Here is a 15,106-nt window from a genome sequence, read left to right on the forward strand (position 1 = left end):
GCATTGCTGCGACGCGCTGATGGGCCTCTCTTATCTGGTTGCCGTGCTCTTGGGCCGACACCTGAGACAGAAGCGACGGTCGCGCTCAGGAGATGGGATCGCCGAATGATCGGGTGACGGTGAGCGTGAGCCGTGGAAGTGCCGACCACCGCCTTGCGGCGGGCGGTTTCATTCGTGGCGAACAAGGAACTCGTCGAGAACCGTCATGTAGCGGTCGGCTTCCTCGACGTGGGCCATGTGTGAACTGTTCTCGAAAATCACCCACTCCGAACCGCGAATGCCCCGGTGCACCGTCTCGGCAATCAACGGGGTGGCCTCGTCGTGTCGACCGGAGGTCACCAGCGTCGGCGCATTGATCTCCGGCAGCCGGGACACGATGTCCCAGTTCTTCAGCTTGCCAACCACATGGAACTCGCTCGGACCGTTCATCGTGTGATAGACCTGCGGATTGCGCTCCAGCTTGGCGAAGGTGCGGGCGACAGCCTCTGGCATCGGGTCCACGCGGATGACGTGGCGGCGATAGAACGCCATCATTGCCGACTGGTATTCCGCTGAGTCGGTGGTCCCGGCGGCCTCATGGCGCTGCAAGATCGCCTGCACCTCGCCGGGCAAGTCTTCCCGCAAGCGGTTTGCCTCGGCGACCCACTGGATCATGCTCGCCGGTGACGAGGCAACCGTGAGCGATGCCACGCCGACCGGCTGCGTCAAGGCGTATTCCATCGCGAGCATCCCGCCCCAGGATTGGCCGAGCAAATGCAATCGGTCCAGACCGAGGGCCTGCCGCACGGCGTCGACCTCCTCGACAAACAGCTGCACGTTCCACAGGGAAGGATCGTCCGGCTGATCCGAATTCCCACAGCCGAGTTGGTCGTAGAAGATCACGCGGCGCCCGCGCTTGGCCATCACCCCCAGGGTTTCGAGATAGTCGTGGCCAACGCCCGGGCCGCCATGCAGGCACAGCAGCGGCAGCCTGCCTGGAAGCTCGTCGCCTTCACCTACGCAGGCGTACCAGACCCGGTATCCGCGGAAATCAATCGTCCCCTCGCGCGCACGCAGGGAAGGGTCGATGGTGGGCAGGTCAGGCATGGTCTTGCTCCGATTCAAGCGCTGATGCGCCTGAGGATGATTGGACGCCGGCGGCTTTGCTGCAGACCATTATGGCCACGACTGTCGGGCTTGGCGTTGGTGCGGATCACCAGGCCGTCGCCTGTTTCGACCGGGTCGGCGAAGCGGCCGGCGGCCGTCGCTTCCAGCTGCACCTCGGGGGCGGGCAGCGTGTGGCGACATCGTCAGCACGGCGGCGCGCGACGTGGTGGCCGGGCACCGGCCGGCCAGCGCGCATCGGCCGGGCATGCGCCGGGGAAGATGGGGGGCAAGCTTTGGATTGCGCGCCTGCGCCAAAGCGCGTGAACCCGCACCGTTCGGCCTGAGCTTGTCGAAGGGTGCTCGCGCTGCTCGCGCTGAGCTGTTGTGGGGCATGGCAAGACGGCTTCGACAGGCTCAGCCCGAACGGGGAAGTGAGGTCACCCGAACGGGGAGGTGAGCTCACCCGAACGGGTGAGATGGGCTCACCCGAACGGAAAGTGGGCTCAGCTCGAACGGGAAGGAGAGCCTGCCGCGCGTCGCTCAAAACCGATAGAGGTATCCAAATCTCGCGCGCGCAATGTTGTCGCGGCCGACCAGCGGGCTGTCGGTGATGCCGCTGCCCAGGTGGGTGCCGCCCAGGTCCAGCGTCAGGATCTGGTGCGGGGCCAGCAGGTAGCTGGTGCGCAGGTTCAGGTCCAGGTTGACGGTGCCTTTGCCATCGTATTGCGGGCGGTTGGCCAAGGCTTCTTCGGCGGTCACGCCGTAGTAGTAGTCGACCTGCTTCTTGTCCAGCCAGGTGGCGCCGACGCCGGGCGTGAACATGAAGCGGCCGGCGCGGAATTCCCTGGTCAGCATCAGCTTGGCCTGCAGGCCTTCGCTGTGGCCGGACACATCCCGCAGCAGCTCGGCCTGCAGGTCGAACTCCGGTGCATGCCAGCGCATCGAGCCGCCCAGCAACACGCCACCCTTGCGGTCTGCCATGCCTGCGAGGATGGGGGCGTCGCCGCTTTCGTAGCCGTCGCCCTGGTAGCGGGTACTGAGCGCAAACGAGACGGGGCCGACCTCGGGCAGCTTCAGGTCCAGGCCCAGGCCGGCAAAGCGCACGTAGCGGTTCTCGAAGAACAGGATGGGCAGCGCGCGGACCTTGCGGTCCGCGCCTTCGTAGGCACGGTTTTCGACGCCCACGCCCAGGCCCAGGCCCCATTGCGTGGCGTTCGGGTCGCGGTTTTCGGGCATGCCTTGGGCGAAAGCGGCGTGCAGCGGCGTGGCAAGGCCAAGGACGGCGGCGAGACAGATCAAAGGTTTCATGAGGTGACGGTAGCAGGGTGGGAAGAAGCAACGGTGACGGAGGAGGGTGCGTCCGCGCTGATGAGGTGCAGCCGGACTGCCTGGCGCTTGAGCCACAGCAGGAAGTCGTCCACATAGGTGAAGACGACCGGGACCACCAGCAGGCTGAGCACGGTGGAGGTGATCAGGCCGCCAATGACGACGATGGCCATCGGGCCGCGGAAGCTGTTGTCGTTGCCAATGCCCAGCGCCACCGGCAGCATGCCGACAGCCATCGCGATGGTGGTCATCAGGATGGGCTGGGCACGCTTGTGGCAGGCGTCCATCAGGGCATCCAGCCGGCTCATGCCCTGCTGGCGGTAGGCCACCACCGCGTACTCCACCAGCAGGATGGAGTTCTTGGTGACGATGCCCATCAGCATCAACAGGCCGATCACCGAAGGCAGCGAGAAGCCGCTGCGGGTGATCCACAGCGCCAGGAAGGCGCCGCCGGTGGACAGCGGCAGGGCAGCCAGGATGGTGGCCGGCTGCATGAAGTCATGGAACAGCAGCACCAGCACGCAGTAGATGCGCAACACGCCAATCGCCATCGCGATGCCGAAGCTGGTGAACAGCTCGCCCATGCGCTGGGCGTCGCCCGTCTGCAGCTGCTGCACGCTGGCCGGCAACGCGCGCATCGAAGGCAGGGCCTGCACGCGCTTGTTCAGGTCGCCGGTGGCGTACTTGCCCAGCTCGATGCTCAGCGTGACATTGCGCATGCGGTCCAGCCGGCCGATCTGCGCCAGCCCGCCGCCCATGGTCAGCTCTGCCACCGAAGACAGCGGCACTGCGCCATTGCGCCCGGCCACGCGCAGCTGGCCCAGTGCTTCCAGGCTGTCGCGCGTGCCCTCGCCCACCTGCACGCGGATGGCGATCTGCCGCTGCGCGAGGTTGAACTTTGCCGTCTGCGCCGCGTAGTCGCCATGCGTGGCCACGCGCATCACCTTGCCGATGGCCTCGGTGGTGACGCCCTGCTCGGCCATGCGCACCGGGTCCGGATGCACCTGCACCTCGGGCCGCTGCAGCGCCGAGCTGTCGGACACATTGCCGATGCCCGGGATGCCGCGCAGCTCCTTCAGCACGGCCTGCGTGGTCTTGGTGAGCGCCGCGGCATCGTCGCTGGCCAGCGTGATGTCCAGCGTCTGGCCGTTGCCCATGCCCAGGACCGAGACCCGCGTGCCCGGCAAGCCCTTGAGCAGCGTGCGCAGCTGCTGCTCGATCTCGGGTTGTTTCCGACTGCGCTCGTCGCGCGGCAGCAGGCTCAGCACGAGCGTGGCCTTGTTGACCTCGCTGCTGCTGGCGTCGCTCTCGGCATCGCCGATCACCGTGAACACCTGCCGCACCTCGGGCAGCTGGCGCGCCAGCCAGGTGGCCCGCTCGGCGATGTCGCGCGTGGTTTCCAGCCGCGTGCCGGGTTCCAGCGTCAGCGCGATGGTGGTCAGGCTGCGGTCGGCCGCGGGCACGAAAGACGTGGGCAACAGCGCGATCAGGCCCAGCGTGGAGACGAAGAAGGCCAGCGCCAGCGCGACCGTGGTCTTGCGGTGCTGCTGGCACCAGTGCGCGGCCTTCAAGTAGCTGCGCATCACTCGACCGTCCTCGCCGGCCGCGTGACGGTCAACATGCGGCCTCAGGATGTACGCCGCCATCATCGGCGTGAGCAGGCGCGCGACCAGCAGCGAGATCAGCACTGCCACCGAGGCGGTGATGCCAAAGGGTTTGAAGAACTTGCCCGGCACGCCGGCCATGAAGGCCGTGGGCAGGAAGACCGCGACCAGCGTGAAGGTGGTGGCGATGACGGCCAGGCCGATCTCGTCGGCCGCCTCCAGCGCGGCCTGCATGGGGCTCTTGCCCATGCGCAGGTGGCGCACGATGTTCTCGACCTCGACGATGGCGTCGTCCACCAGCACGCCCACCACCAGCGACAGCGCCAGCAGCGTGATCAGGTTCAACGAATAGCCCAACAGGCTCATCACCGCGAAGGTCGGGATGATGGACAGCGGCAGCGCCACGGCCGAGACGAGCGTGGCACGCCAGTCGCGCAGGAAGGCCCACACCACGATGATGGCCAGCAGCGCGCCCTCGAACAGCAGGTGCATGGACGCGTCGTAGTTGTCCTGCGTGGGCTGCACCGAGTTGTAGGCCTCCGTCAGCTTGACCTGCGGGTGCGCGGCGGCAAAGGCCTGCACGGCGGCGCGCACGTCGCGCCGCACCGAGACTTCGCTGGCGCCGCGCAGCCGCTCGATGCGAAAACCCACGGCCGGCGTGCCGTTCAGCGCGGCGTAGGCGAAGCGGGTCTCTGTCGTGTCGCTCACGCGGGCGATCTGGTCCAACCGGACCGAGGACTTGTGGCCGCCGGCCGAGGTGACCGGAATGGCCAGCGCGCCGAGCTGGTCCGGCGTTTCGAGCCGACCGATGGTGCGCATGCTCTGGTTGCTGCGGCCGATCTCGCCGCGGCCGCCAGAGGCATCGGTCTGCACCGCGGCGATCTGCGCCGAAACGTCAGCCGGGCTCAGGCCCATGCCGGCCAGCGCAGCCGGATCCAGCTGCACATGCACCTCGCGCTCCACGCCCCCCAGCCGCGTGAACGCGCCCACGCCCTTGACGCCGCGCAGCGCCTTGCCGATGTCGTTGTCGACGAACCAGGACAGGTCGGCCTCGCTGAGGTGTGGGGCCCGCACGGTGTAGGTGATCAGCGGGTCACCCGCGCGCACGACCTTGGCGATGACCGGCGGCGCGACCTCGCTGGGCAGGTCGGCACGCGCGCTGTCCACCGCATTGCGCACCGCGCTCAGGTCTTCTTCGGGGTCGGTGTCGGCCTCGAAGTTGATGGTGATGCTCACCGCGCCATCGGTGACCGTGGTGCTGATGTGCTCCACGTGACCCAGCGTGGCCAGCTTGTCTTCCAGCTTGCGCGCGACCTCGGTTTCCAGCTGGCTGGGCGCGGCACCTTCCAGTGTGGCGGTGACCGAGATGGTGGGCGTGTCGAAGTCCGGGAAGTTCTGGATCGGAAGCTGGCGCAGGCCCAGCATGCCGGCCACGCACAACACCAGGAACAGCAGCAGCGCGGGGACGGGATTGCGGATGGACCAGGCGGAGAAGTTCATGGTGCGCTCCCGGCCGGGGCGGCGGCTTCGGCGCGGGCGGCAGCGGCCGTGCGCACCGCCACCACGTCGCCGTCCTTCAGGAAGCCGCCGCCGCCATTGACAAAGCGTGCCCCGGCCGGCAGCGCGTCCAGCACCTGCACCAGGTCGCCCAGGCGTTGGCCGGTCTGCACCTGGCGCTGCTGCACGCGGGCCTCGGCGCCAATCTCGAAGAGGTAGCTGTTGCCATCGCGCAGCGTGATGGCCGAAGACGGCAGCACGTTGGCCCGCGCGGCGCCGGTGTGGATCTCGCCGGGCACGTAGAGGCCGGCCGCGGCGCCGGTCTTCATCGCGTCGGCCGGCAGGTCGAAATAGGCCAGGCCGATGCGCGAGCTGGCGTCCAGCGTTGGCGCCACCAGTCGCAGCCTGGCCTCCACCGGCTGACCATTGGGAAGGTGCAGCACCGCGCGCTGGCCCGCGCGCAGCGGCGCCAGCTGGCGCCCGCTCAGCTCGGCGCGCCACTCCAGGCGCTGCTGACGCACCAGCTGGAACAGCTCGGTACCGGTGCTGACGACCTGGCCCAGCGAGGCGCTGCGCGTGCTGATCACACCATCGTCCGGCGCAACGATGCGGGTGTCTTCGAACTGGATGCGCTGGCTGTCCAGCGTAGCCAGCGCCACGTCCAGCGCGGCCTTGGCGGTTTGCGCGCTGACCTGGTAGTCCAGCACCTTTTGCTCGGACAGCGTGCCGTTGTCCTTCAGCTGGCGCGCGCGCTCGGCCTCGGCTTCGGCCTGGGCCAGCTTGGCGCGCGCCTCGGCCACGCTGGCCTGCTGCGCACGCAGCTGGGCGCCCAGGCTGTCGCTGGCGAGCCGGGCCAGCAGCTGGCCCTTGCGCACCACGCTGCCCACGTCGACCAGCAAGGCTTCGATGCGGGGCCCACTCACCTCGCTGGCCACGCTGGCGCCCTGCCAAGCGAAGATGCCACCCGAGGCGTTCAACTCCACAGGCCAGTCACGGGCCTGGGCCTGCACCGCGTCCACCGCCAGCACCGGCACCGCGGCGCCGGGCGCGTTGGCGGCTTCGGCCTGGGTGGCATAGGGCCACAGCGTGATCGCTGTGGCAACCAGGGCCAGCGCCAGCGTGGCGCCGGTGATCGAGAGGTGTCGTCTTGTGAACTGCATGGGAATCGATCAACGGGGGAGGGTTGCCGTGGCGGCTTGCAGCTCGGGCGGGCTGGTGTCCCAGCCGCCGCCCACGGCCTTGTAGAGCGCCACGCCGTAAAGCAGGCGGTCGCGCTGCACGGCGAGCAGCGCCTGCTCGGCCGAGATCGCGTCGCGCCGGGTCTGTTCCAGCGTCAGCAGGCTTTCGCTGCCGGCGCGCCAGGCGGTTTCGGTTGCGGTGGCCACGCGGCGATAGCCTTCGGCACTGCGCCGCAGGTCGGCCTCGCGGGCTTCGGCGCTGCCCAGCCGCACGAGGCCTTGCTCGACTTCCTTGACCGCGGTGCCCACGGCATCCCGGTAGGTCGCCAATGCCATCTCGTAGCTCGCCTCGGCCGAGCGCACGTTGGCCCGCGAGGCGCCGCCGTCGAACACCGGCAGCGACAGGCTGGGGCCGAAGGACCAGGGCGTGCCGAGCAGCGAGGCGCCGCCCAGGTCGGCCCCGCTGCGGCCAATGGCGCCGGCCAGCGACAACCTCGGGTAGCGCCCCGCCTCGGCCACGCCCACGCTGGCACTCGCCGCGGCCAGCGCACGCTCTTTCGAGACCAGGTCCGGCCGCTGACTCAGCAGCGCCAGCGGCAGCCGTTGCACCTCGAAGACCGCCGGCTGCAAGGGCTGCGCAGCACCCTGGTCCAGCAGCTGCCGCAGCTTCGCCTCGGGCAGGTCGACCAGCGGCACCAGGCCTTTCACGTCGATCTGGCATTCGGCCTGTTGCGACAGCACGCCGGCCCGGCCGCTGGCGGCACTGGCGCCGGCCAGCGCCACGTCAGAAGCGGCATTCGCCCCGGCGCGGAAGCTGCCTTCGGTGATGCGGGCGGTGGCTTCGCGCGACGCGGCGTCCGCCCGGGCCAGCTTCAGCGCAGCTTCGCAGGCGCGGTAGTTGATGTAGTCCGTGGCGACTTCTGCCGCCAGCGAAACGCGGGTGTCGTTCCAGTCCGCCAGCCGCGCCTGCGCCGTGGCCTGGCCGGACTCGACGTTGCGCCGCACGCGGCCGAACAGGTCCAGCTCCCAGCTGGCGTCCAGCGCCACGCTGGCACTGTTGGTGATGCTGGTGGCGCCGGTCGCGCCCATGGCCTTGGCGCGCGAGCCGCTGCCGGCCAGCGTCAGGCCGGGCAGCTCGGCCGCTTCGGCATTGGCCAGCGCGGCGCGCGCGGCGCTGATCTGCGCGGCGGCCTTCTGCATTGACGGGCTGTGGCCCAGTGCCTGGGCCTGCAACTCGACCAGCAGCGGGTCGCCCAGGCGCGCCCACCAGCCTTCCAGCGCCGCGGTGCTGCCGCCGTGCGGCAACGCGGCCTGCCAGTCGGCCGGCACGGAAAGGTCGTCCGGCGACGGCGCCAGGTAGTCCGGCCCCACCGCAGCGCAGGCGGCGAGCAGCAAGGGTGTGAAGCCCGTCACGCTGCGCGCCAACCAGCGGGGGCGGAGGGTCGCAGAAGCAGGGGGAGAAGCTGTGGCCGGGGACATCGGGCGAGGCATGATGACGATGTCGCCATGCTGCAGCGCGGCTCCGACAAGCTCCGTCCGGGAAGTCTAAAGAAACGTAAGGAAGCGCTCGACCAAGCCGGCCCGGCGCGAAGATGCGAGCCCTTGCCAACCTAAGAGGCTGAGAGTCTCTGAGCCCGCCATGTTCCGCCCTGCTCTGCGCCCTTTCTGGATCGTCTCGTGACCCCCAGCGTCTTGCTTGTAGATGACGATGTGGAGCTGGTCAGCCTGCTGGCCGACTACCTGCGGCAGGACGGCTTTCGGACAACGCTGGCGCATGACGGCGAGAGCGCGGTGGCCGCGGCGCTGAGCCAGCAGCACGACATCGTGGTGCTGGACGTGATGATGCCGCGGCTGACCGGCATCGAGGTGCTGCGCCGGCTGCGCGCGCAAAGCCGCATCCCGGTGCTGATGCTCACGGCACGCGGCGACGACATCGACCGCGTGCTGGGCCTGGAACTGGGCGCTGACGACTACGTGCCCAAGCCTTGCTCGCCGCGCGAACTGGCCGCGCGGCTGCGCGCCATCCTGCGGCGGCTGCACCCTGTCGCCGAAGAGGCCGGCGGACCATCTGCGCTGCGCGTGGGCCAGGGCGTGCTGTGGCCCGAGCGGCGCAGCGCCGAATGGGCCGGCCAGGCGCTGAACCTGACCGGCGCCGAGTTCAACCTGCTGGCCGAGCTGATGCGCCAGGCCGGCAGGCTGGTCACCAAGGCCGAGCTTTCGGAGCGCGCGCTGGGCCGCCCGCTGGCGCGATTCGACCGCAGCATCGACGTGCACATCAGCGCCATTCGCCAGAAGCTGGCCACCTGCCAGGCCGGGGCGGACCCGATCAAGACGGTGCGCGGCATGGGCTATCAACTCACACGAGACTGAAGCGATGCGGGTTGCAATGGGGCGCTTGTTCTGGAAGTTCTTCCTGGGCTTCTGGATCGCGCTGGTGACGGTGGCAGGCTCGGTGGCTGCGGGTGTGTGGCTGGCGCGCTGGTTCGACCTGATCCCTGTGTCGGCCTCCGAGGCGCGGCGGGCCGAGGTGGTGCTCAGCGTCACCAACGGGCTGCTGGCCGCCAATGACCTGCATGCGCTCACGCGCGTGGCCGAACTTTTCAAGCGTGCCGACAAGTCGCCCCCCTATCTGCTGGACGCGCAAGGCCACGACCTGCTCGGCCGCACGCTGGACCCGCAGCTGGTGGCCAAGGTGCTGGCCTCGCCCGAACAGACCGACATGAAACTCGGCAGCGAAGGCTTGGGCCTGATCCAGCACACGCCCACCGGGGCCGGCCAGACCATCACCGTCTTCATGCCGGCCGCCATGCTGCGTTCGGCCGGCAAATCGCTGGACCGCACGCCACCGCCGGTGTGGATTCCGGTGCTGGTCACGCTGCTGATCAGCACGCTGTTCGCCACGTTCGCCGCCTGGCATGTGTCGCACCGCATCCACACGCTGCAGGCCGCCTTCCGCCGCCTGGCGGACGGCCAGCTCGACACGCGGGTGCCAATGCCGCAAGGCCGTCGCCATCGCCGCCGCCGCGGTCCTGCGAACGACGACGAAATGGACCAGCTCGGCGCGGACTTCAACCGCATGGCGCAGCAGCTGCAGCTGCTGGTCGGCGCGCAGCAGCGGCTGCTGCACGACGTGTCGCACGAGCTGCGCTCGCCACTGGCGCGCATGCAGGCCGCCATCGGCCTGGCCCGTCAGCAGCCCGAGCGCATGCCGGCCATGCACGAGCGCGTGGAGCGCGAATGCATGCGGCTGGACGCGCTGGTCGGCGAGGTGCTGACGCTGGCCCGCATGGAGAGCACGCAAGCGCAACCGCCGCGCCAGTCCATCGACGTGGTCGCGCTGATGGCCGAAGTCTGCAACGACGCCCGCTTCGAAGCCCGCGCCGCCCACCGCGACCTGCAATTCAGCGCCCAAGGCAGCTTCGTCGCCGAAGTCAACGCCGAGCTGATCTGCCGCGCCTTCGAAAACGTCGTCCGCAACGCCGTCAAGTTCACCCGCGAAGCCACCAGCGTACAAGTCACCGCCGAAGCCAGCGACACCGCCCTGCTCATCACCGTGCGGGACCGCGGACCCGGCGTCCCCGAAGAAGCGCGCACCCGCATGTTCGAACCCTTCGAGCGGCTGGGCGAAGCGGGCGTCGAAGGCTTTGGTTTGGGGTTGACGATTGCCAAGCGGGCGATCGAGTCGCATGGCGGGCGCATTGAGGCGCATGCGCCGGAAGGTGGCGGGTTGGCGGTGGTGATGCGGCTGGGGGCCAGTGATGGGCTTTGACCCATGTCTCACAATGCCCAACACCACGGCAGATCGATCCAAACGCATGCCATGACCGAGGATGAGTCTTTGCTTGCCGCCATCCACGAGGAAGTGAGATTGCAGCCTTACGAGCCATCTTGGCCGGAGAAATTTCTGGCCGAGATGAATCGCCTCGCGTCTCTGCTGCCCGGCGTGTTTTCGGAGATTGCGCACGTCGGAAGCACTGCCATTCCCGGCATGCCCGCGAAGCCCATCATTGACGTTCTCGCAGGTGTTGCGTCCATGGCGCTTGCAAAGTCCCTGGCTGTTCGCATCTGTGCCGCGGGCTATGGCACGTCAGCCGAGTTCAACGACAGCCTCGCTGACCGGCAGTGGTTCATGCGTTGGTCGCAAGGGCATCGCACACATCACCTTCATGTGGTGGTCCACGGCGGTGATGTCTGGCGCGACCACCTCGCCTTTCGCGATGCGCTTCGTGCCAGCAGCGAACTGGCCGCACGGTATGCAGAGCTGAAGTTTCGGTTGGCAGCAAGACACGCCATCGACAGGGAGGCCTACACCGAAGCCAAGGCCGAGTTCATTCGCGCCGCCTTACGCAACGCGTGATGGAGAAGCCCACACCTGCATGCTCGAACGCTTCGGGCTGGGGCTGACGATTGCCACAGGAGCGATTGAATCGCACGGCGGGCGCATCGCATCGCTGAGCCAACACAGAATGGCGCATTGCGACGGAGAGAACCGCATCGTTCCTCCGCGTGGAGTTAACTGGAACGGACGCCCCGAATGTCATCCTTCGTTTGCTCTTGCTGCGGCGGCACCGACGACGGCCTGCCCAATCCGGGCAACTTGGGCCTCTGACACGTTCGCCATGGCTTGCATCTCCTCCGCGTCTAACACGGTATCCGCAACGCCGAGCACTGGCTCCGGCCGAAGCTGCGCCGTCAAGGCCCGCTCGTACACGTCATACAGCGCCGCTGCTGTGTCGCGATCCATTTCCATGATGATCTTGCCTTCGGCAATTTGCGTCCTTCATGATCGCTGCACTGTGCCCGCGCTGGGTGGCGTCTCGAGTCAACTCGCCAGCAACGCCCAGGCACGGCGAAATGTGACGCGGGATCGCAGCGTGTCAGTCCGCGCAATCCACCACCTGCAGCCCGAGATGGGCCTCGAAGGCGTCGAAGTCGCGGTCGCTGTGCAGCAGGCGGAAGCCGTCGTTCAGACATCGGGTTGCAATGATCACGTCGACGGTGCCGCGAATCGTCACGCCGCGGCTGCGCAGCTTCCGGAAGTTTCTCGCAGCTTCCACTGCGAGTTCCTCACCGCCCAATGACACCTGCTGGAGCCTGCCGAGCAAGCGCCTTGCTTCGTTGAAGCCGCGGTCATCCTTGAAGCCGCGCAGCACTTCCGCAAGGATCAGGTCCCCCACGAGCAAGCCCTCCACGCCGAGATTCCTGTCCAGCCATTCCGCCTGCACCGTCGGCTGGTTGCGGAAGAAGTCGATCCAGACACTGGAGTCGACCAGGATCACTTGTCGCGCCTCATGGCGTCAAGGTCGCCTTCCCACTCGTACTTGCCGCGCAGCTTGCGCAGTTCGGTTTGCTGCTTCAAGCGCAGAAGAGTTCGAAGGCCTTGCTCCACGGCCTCGCGCTTGGTCTTGATGCCCGTGGCCTTCAGCGTATCTGCCATCAGCTTGTCGTCAATCACGATGTTCGTGCGCATAAAGGGTCTCTGCAGCAATGTCTACACATTGTATGACGAAATATACACACCCCAGTCAGAAGGAAGCCTCGCACCGGGAGCGATCAGCCCGTTGACGCCGACGTAGATCCGATCAAAGACGAGGCCTTCCGGAGACCATGGGGGCAATCATCCAGCGCAATCGATTGACAGACTACCAACTAGTAGGTAGTCTTCACCCATGGTTGACACTTCCACCAGCGACAAGATCCTGCGTTCCGCGCACCTGCTGATCCTCCAGCGCGGCTTTCACGGTTTCAGTTTTGCCGACATCGCCGCCGATGTCGGCATCCGCAAGGCCAGCATCCACCACCACTTCCCGACCAAGGTCGACCTGGTGCGGACGCTGGTGGTCAATTACCGCCGCGCGGTGGCCGGCGGGCTCGACGGCATCCGCACGCATGAGCCGGATCCACTCGCGCAGCTGAAGGCCTACATCGGGTACTGGGAGCGCTGCGTCGCGACCGACACCGACCCGTTCTGCCTCGCGGCCCTGCTGGCGGCGGAATTGCCGTCGCTGCCGCCGGAAGTGGCCGATGAGATCCGCGGCCACTTCCGGGCCTTGGCGGCCTGGTTCGAAGCGGTGCTGCAGGACGCTGCGGCAGCCGGCAAGGTCGTGCTGGCCCACCCGGCCCAGACCGAGGCCGAAGTGCTGATGGCCGCGGTGCACGGTGCCCTGCTTTCCGCCCGTGCGGCAGGCGATTCCACGCGCTTCGGCATCGTCATGAGCGCCCACCTCCAGCGGCTTGCGCCTTCGGCGTGAGGCCGCCCCTCAACGAGAGAAATCAACATGCAAAACATCGCCACCACGGCCGCCAACCAATGGCTGACCCGCTACAGCTTCACGCGCGCCGCGTTTTCGTTGGCCTGGGTCGCCGCGGCGATTGCGCTGGGGCGTCACGACGCGATGATCGCCGCCGTGCTGCTGTGCCTGTACCCCGCCTGGGATGCGGCGGCGAACTACCTGGACGCCATCCGCAGCGGCGGCCTGAGGCGCAACCCGACGCAGGCGATCAATGTCGCCGTGAGCGCCTTGACGACTGTGCTGGTCATCGTGGCCGTGCAGCACAGCCAGAGCTGGGTGCTGGCGATCTTCGGCGCCTGGGCCATTGGCGCAGGCGTGCTGCAGCTCGCCACCGCGGTTCGCCGCTGGAAGACGCACAGCGGCCAGTGGGCCTCGGTACTCAGCGGCGCGCAATCGGCGCTGGCCGGCGCGTTTTTCATCCAGCAGTCGTTTGCGCTTTCGGCACCGCCCATCGTGACCCTCGCGGGCTACGCGGGCGTGGGTGCCGTCTACTTCCTTATCTCGGCGACTTGGCTCGCCGTCAAGTCCTCGCGGACCCGGGCGCGCCAGGCCGCCGGCGCCTGACGGAGGCGCTCGCAAGCTCACATCGCGCGGCCGTCGTGGTGGGTGACCGGCAGCGCCGCGAGGTCGATGCCTTCGATGCAGCACACGTTGATCGCAGCTTCGGCTTCGAACTTCACGCGGCCACAGTGGCAGCTGCCCTGATAGATCGCGCTGGGCATGTCATGCCTCCTGAGGGTTGCGCTGCAGGAATGCGCCCAGCGCCTCGAAGGCCGGCTGCCAGCCACGCTCGTGGTTGACGGCTGCCTGGGCGTCGAAGAAGCGGTCGTGCACGAAACGCATTTCAGTGCCTGCGCCGCCATCCACCGCGGCCAGCTCGACGCTGACGCGAGAGACACGTTCGGGCGTGCTTTGCCAGGCCCAGGTGAAGACCAGCCGGCTGTGCGGCTCGACCTCCTGGTAGACGCCCGAGACCTGGTTCGTCTCGCCGTTGGCGCCTTCAAACGCGATGCGGTAGCACCCGCCCACGCTGAGGTCGATCTCGGCCACGGTGGGAGCACGTGCTTCACCGGGATGGCCAAACCACTGGCTCAGCGCTTGCGGGTCGGTCCAGGCGCGCCAGACTTTCTCGGGCGGGACGCGGTAGCAGCGGGTGAGGCTGACCTGGCCTGGGGCTTCGCCGAGGACGGCGGAACCGGCTTGCGTGGCTTGGGGACCTTCGGGTTGGGCGTTGGGCATGGTGTCGGCTCTTCCTGTTGGTGGAGAAAACGATCGAGCGCGTCGAACCGTTCGGTCCAGAAGCGCTCGTAGCGGGAGATCCAAAGCGCTGCCGCCTGCATGGGCGCGGCATCCAGTTCGCAGCGCACCACGCGCCCGGCCTTGGCGCGCGCGATCAAGCCGGCGGCTTCGAGCACGGCCAGGTGCTTCATGAAACCCGGCAGCGACATGCCATGCGGCTGCGCCAGCTCGCTGACGCTGCAGCTGACCTCGCCTTGCTGCGCGAGGCGCTCCAGCTGCATCAGCACGCTGCGCCGCGTCGCGTCTGACAACGCGGCGAAGACCAGGTCGAGTTGCGCGGCTTCACTGTTAACCATTTGGTTTAGTTTTGACCAGGAGTTCGGCCTTGTCAAGTCATGGTCTTCGCCAGATCAGCCGTTCACAGGTTGCCCAGGTAGGCGCAGAACATGTCGGCCATGGCGTTGGCATAGGCCTTGATCTGCCTGGGCGTGCGCGGCGACTCGGAGAACTCCTTGCCGACTGCGCCCAGCGTGGTGGTGATGAGCTCGGCCGCCAGCGTGCGCGTGGCCTTCGAAGCGCTTGGCAGCGCCTCGGCCATGAAGCGCTGCACCGTGCGGTCGCCGGAAGCACGGGCCTCGTGCGCCTCCGGTGCGTCGCGGTACAGCGGCGCTGCGGCGGCCAGTGCGGTGCGCACCTCGGCCTCGTCGCACTCCGAGCGGATGAAGGCATGCACCAGCGCGCGCAGCCGGTCCAGCGGCGGCTCTCGCGTGTCTTCCAGGATGCGGCCCAGCATCTCGGTGGTCTGCCGCCATTCGTCGCTCTGCAGGCGAAACAGGATGGCCGCCTTGTTCGGGAAGTATTGGTAGACCGAGCCGATGCTGAC

General features: G+C 67.9%; 17 protein-coding genes and 1 pseudogene. 5 read left to right on the forward strand and 13 right to left on the reverse strand.

Annotated elements, in window-relative coordinates:
• Positions 1–168 precede the first annotated feature (168 nt).
• The 6 genes from ACAH41_RS05705 to ACAH41_RS05730 all read right to left on the reverse strand — a co-directional run bounded on the left by ACAH41_RS05705 (position 169) and on the right by ACAH41_RS05730 (position 8,104).
• Entirely contained in the window at positions 169–1,086 is a 918-nt protein-coding gene (locus ACAH41_RS05705) for a proline iminopeptidase-family hydrolase (RefSeq protein WP_325653628.1), read from the reverse strand.
• A gap of 14 nt (positions 1,087–1,100) precedes the next feature.
• Complete coding sequence (locus tag ACAH41_RS05710; RefSeq protein ID WP_325653626.1) at positions 1,101–1,259, reverse strand: hypothetical protein; 159 nt, start codon at positions 1,257–1,259, stop codon at positions 1,101–1,103.
• A gap of 367 nt (positions 1,260–1,626) precedes the next feature.
• Entirely contained in the window at positions 1,627–2,394 is a 768-nt protein-coding gene (locus ACAH41_RS05715) for a MipA/OmpV family protein (RefSeq protein WP_325653624.1), read from the reverse strand.
• Entirely contained in the window at positions 2,391–5,516 is a 3,126-nt protein-coding gene (locus ACAH41_RS05720; protein ID WP_325653623.1) for an efflux RND transporter permease subunit, read from the reverse strand. The genes ACAH41_RS05715 and ACAH41_RS05720 overlap by 4 nt, the downstream gene beginning before the upstream one ends.
• The gene (locus tag ACAH41_RS05725; protein ID WP_325653622.1) at positions 5,513–6,673 is read right to left on the reverse strand and encodes an efflux RND transporter periplasmic adaptor subunit; all 1,161 of its coding nucleotides are present in this window, start codon (positions 6,671–6,673) and stop codon (positions 5,513–5,515) included. The genes ACAH41_RS05720 and ACAH41_RS05725 overlap by 4 nt, the downstream gene beginning before the upstream one ends.
• 9 nt (positions 6,674–6,682) lie before the next feature.
• Positions 6,683–8,104, reverse strand: coding sequence for an efflux transporter outer membrane subunit (locus ACAH41_RS05730; RefSeq protein WP_325653620.1), 1,422 nt, complete (start codon positions 8,102–8,104; stop codon positions 6,683–6,685).
• Positions 8,105–8,368: 264 nt separating this feature from the next.
• On the opposite strand from ACAH41_RS05730, the gene ACAH41_RS05735 reads away from it, so the two are divergent.
• The 3 genes from ACAH41_RS05735 to ACAH41_RS05745 are packed head-to-tail and all read left to right on the forward strand — an operon-like array spanning position 8,369 to position 11,048.
• Positions 8,369–9,061 (forward strand): response regulator transcription factor, encoded by a 693-nt coding sequence (locus ACAH41_RS05735; RefSeq protein ID WP_325653618.1) that lies wholly within the window; start codon positions 8,369–8,371, stop codon positions 9,059–9,061.
• A 4-nt stretch (positions 9,062–9,065) separates the two neighbouring features.
• Positions 9,066–10,460, forward strand: coding sequence for an ATP-binding protein (locus ACAH41_RS05740; protein WP_325653617.1), 1,395 nt, complete (start codon positions 9,066–9,068; stop codon positions 10,458–10,460).
• 51 nt (positions 10,461–10,511) lie between these two features.
• Entirely contained in the window at positions 10,512–11,048 is a 537-nt protein-coding gene (locus ACAH41_RS05745) for a GrpB family protein (RefSeq protein WP_325653615.1), read from the forward strand.
• 180 nt (positions 11,049–11,228) lie between these two features.
• Here the strand turns inward: ACAH41_RS05745 and ACAH41_RS05750 are convergent, their stop codons facing one another.
• The 3 genes from ACAH41_RS05750 to ACAH41_RS05760 form a co-directional block, all read right to left on the reverse strand.
• Positions 11,229–11,441 (reverse strand): hypothetical protein, encoded by a 213-nt coding sequence (locus tag ACAH41_RS05750; RefSeq protein WP_325653614.1) that lies wholly within the window; start codon positions 11,439–11,441, stop codon positions 11,229–11,231.
• A 127-nt stretch (positions 11,442–11,568) separates the two neighbouring features.
• Positions 11,569–11,970 (reverse strand): PIN domain nuclease, encoded by a 402-nt coding sequence (locus tag ACAH41_RS05755; RefSeq protein ID WP_325653612.1) that lies wholly within the window; start codon positions 11,968–11,970, stop codon positions 11,569–11,571.
• Positions 11,967–12,161 (reverse strand): type II toxin-antitoxin system VapB family antitoxin, encoded by a 195-nt coding sequence (locus tag ACAH41_RS05760; RefSeq protein WP_325653610.1) that lies wholly within the window; start codon positions 12,159–12,161, stop codon positions 11,967–11,969. Before ACAH41_RS05760 ends, ACAH41_RS05755 begins: the two co-directional genes overlap by 4 nt.
• Positions 12,162–12,360: 199 nt before the next feature.
• On the opposite strand from ACAH41_RS05760, the gene ACAH41_RS05765 reads away from it, so the two are divergent.
• Together ACAH41_RS05765 and ACAH41_RS05770 are read left to right on the forward strand one after the other, a co-directional pair.
• On the forward strand, positions 12,361–12,942 hold the full coding sequence (locus tag ACAH41_RS05765; RefSeq protein ID WP_325653608.1) for a TetR/AcrR family transcriptional regulator: 582 nt from the start codon (positions 12,361–12,363) through the stop codon (positions 12,940–12,942).
• A gap of 27 nt (positions 12,943–12,969) precedes the next feature.
• The gene (locus ACAH41_RS05770) at positions 12,970–13,548 is read left to right on the forward strand and encodes a DUF308 domain-containing protein (RefSeq protein ID WP_325653606.1); all 579 of its coding nucleotides are present in this window, start codon (positions 12,970–12,972) and stop codon (positions 13,546–13,548) included.
• Positions 13,549–13,565: 17 nt separating this feature from the next.
• On the opposite strand, the gene ACAH41_RS05775 is transcribed toward ACAH41_RS05770, so the two are convergent.
• The 4 genes and pseudogenes from ACAH41_RS05775 to ACAH41_RS05790 all read right to left on the reverse strand — a co-directional run.
• Positions 13,566–13,706 (reverse strand): hypothetical protein, encoded by a 141-nt coding sequence (locus ACAH41_RS05775; protein ID WP_325653603.1) that lies wholly within the window; start codon positions 13,704–13,706, stop codon positions 13,566–13,568.
• A 1-nt stretch (position 13,707) separates the two neighbouring features.
• Positions 13,708–14,079: an SRPBCC domain-containing protein gene (locus ACAH41_RS05780; protein WP_325653744.1), complete on the reverse strand. Its 372-nt coding sequence runs from the start codon at positions 14,077–14,079 to the stop codon at positions 13,708–13,710.
• Entirely contained in the window at positions 14,076–14,579 is a 504-nt protein-coding gene (locus tag ACAH41_RS05785; protein ID WP_325653742.1) for a helix-turn-helix transcriptional regulator, read from the reverse strand. Before ACAH41_RS05785 ends, ACAH41_RS05780 begins: the two co-directional genes overlap by 4 nt.
• Before the next feature lie 62 nt (positions 14,580–14,641).
• Positions 14,642–15,106 (reverse strand): annotated as a pseudogene (locus ACAH41_RS05790) (TetR/AcrR family transcriptional regulator); the annotation flags it as partial.

Source organism: Ideonella sp. (genome assembly GCF_041287625.1).
Lineage (GTDB): Bacteria > Pseudomonadota > Gammaproteobacteria > Burkholderiales > Burkholderiaceae_C > Ideonella.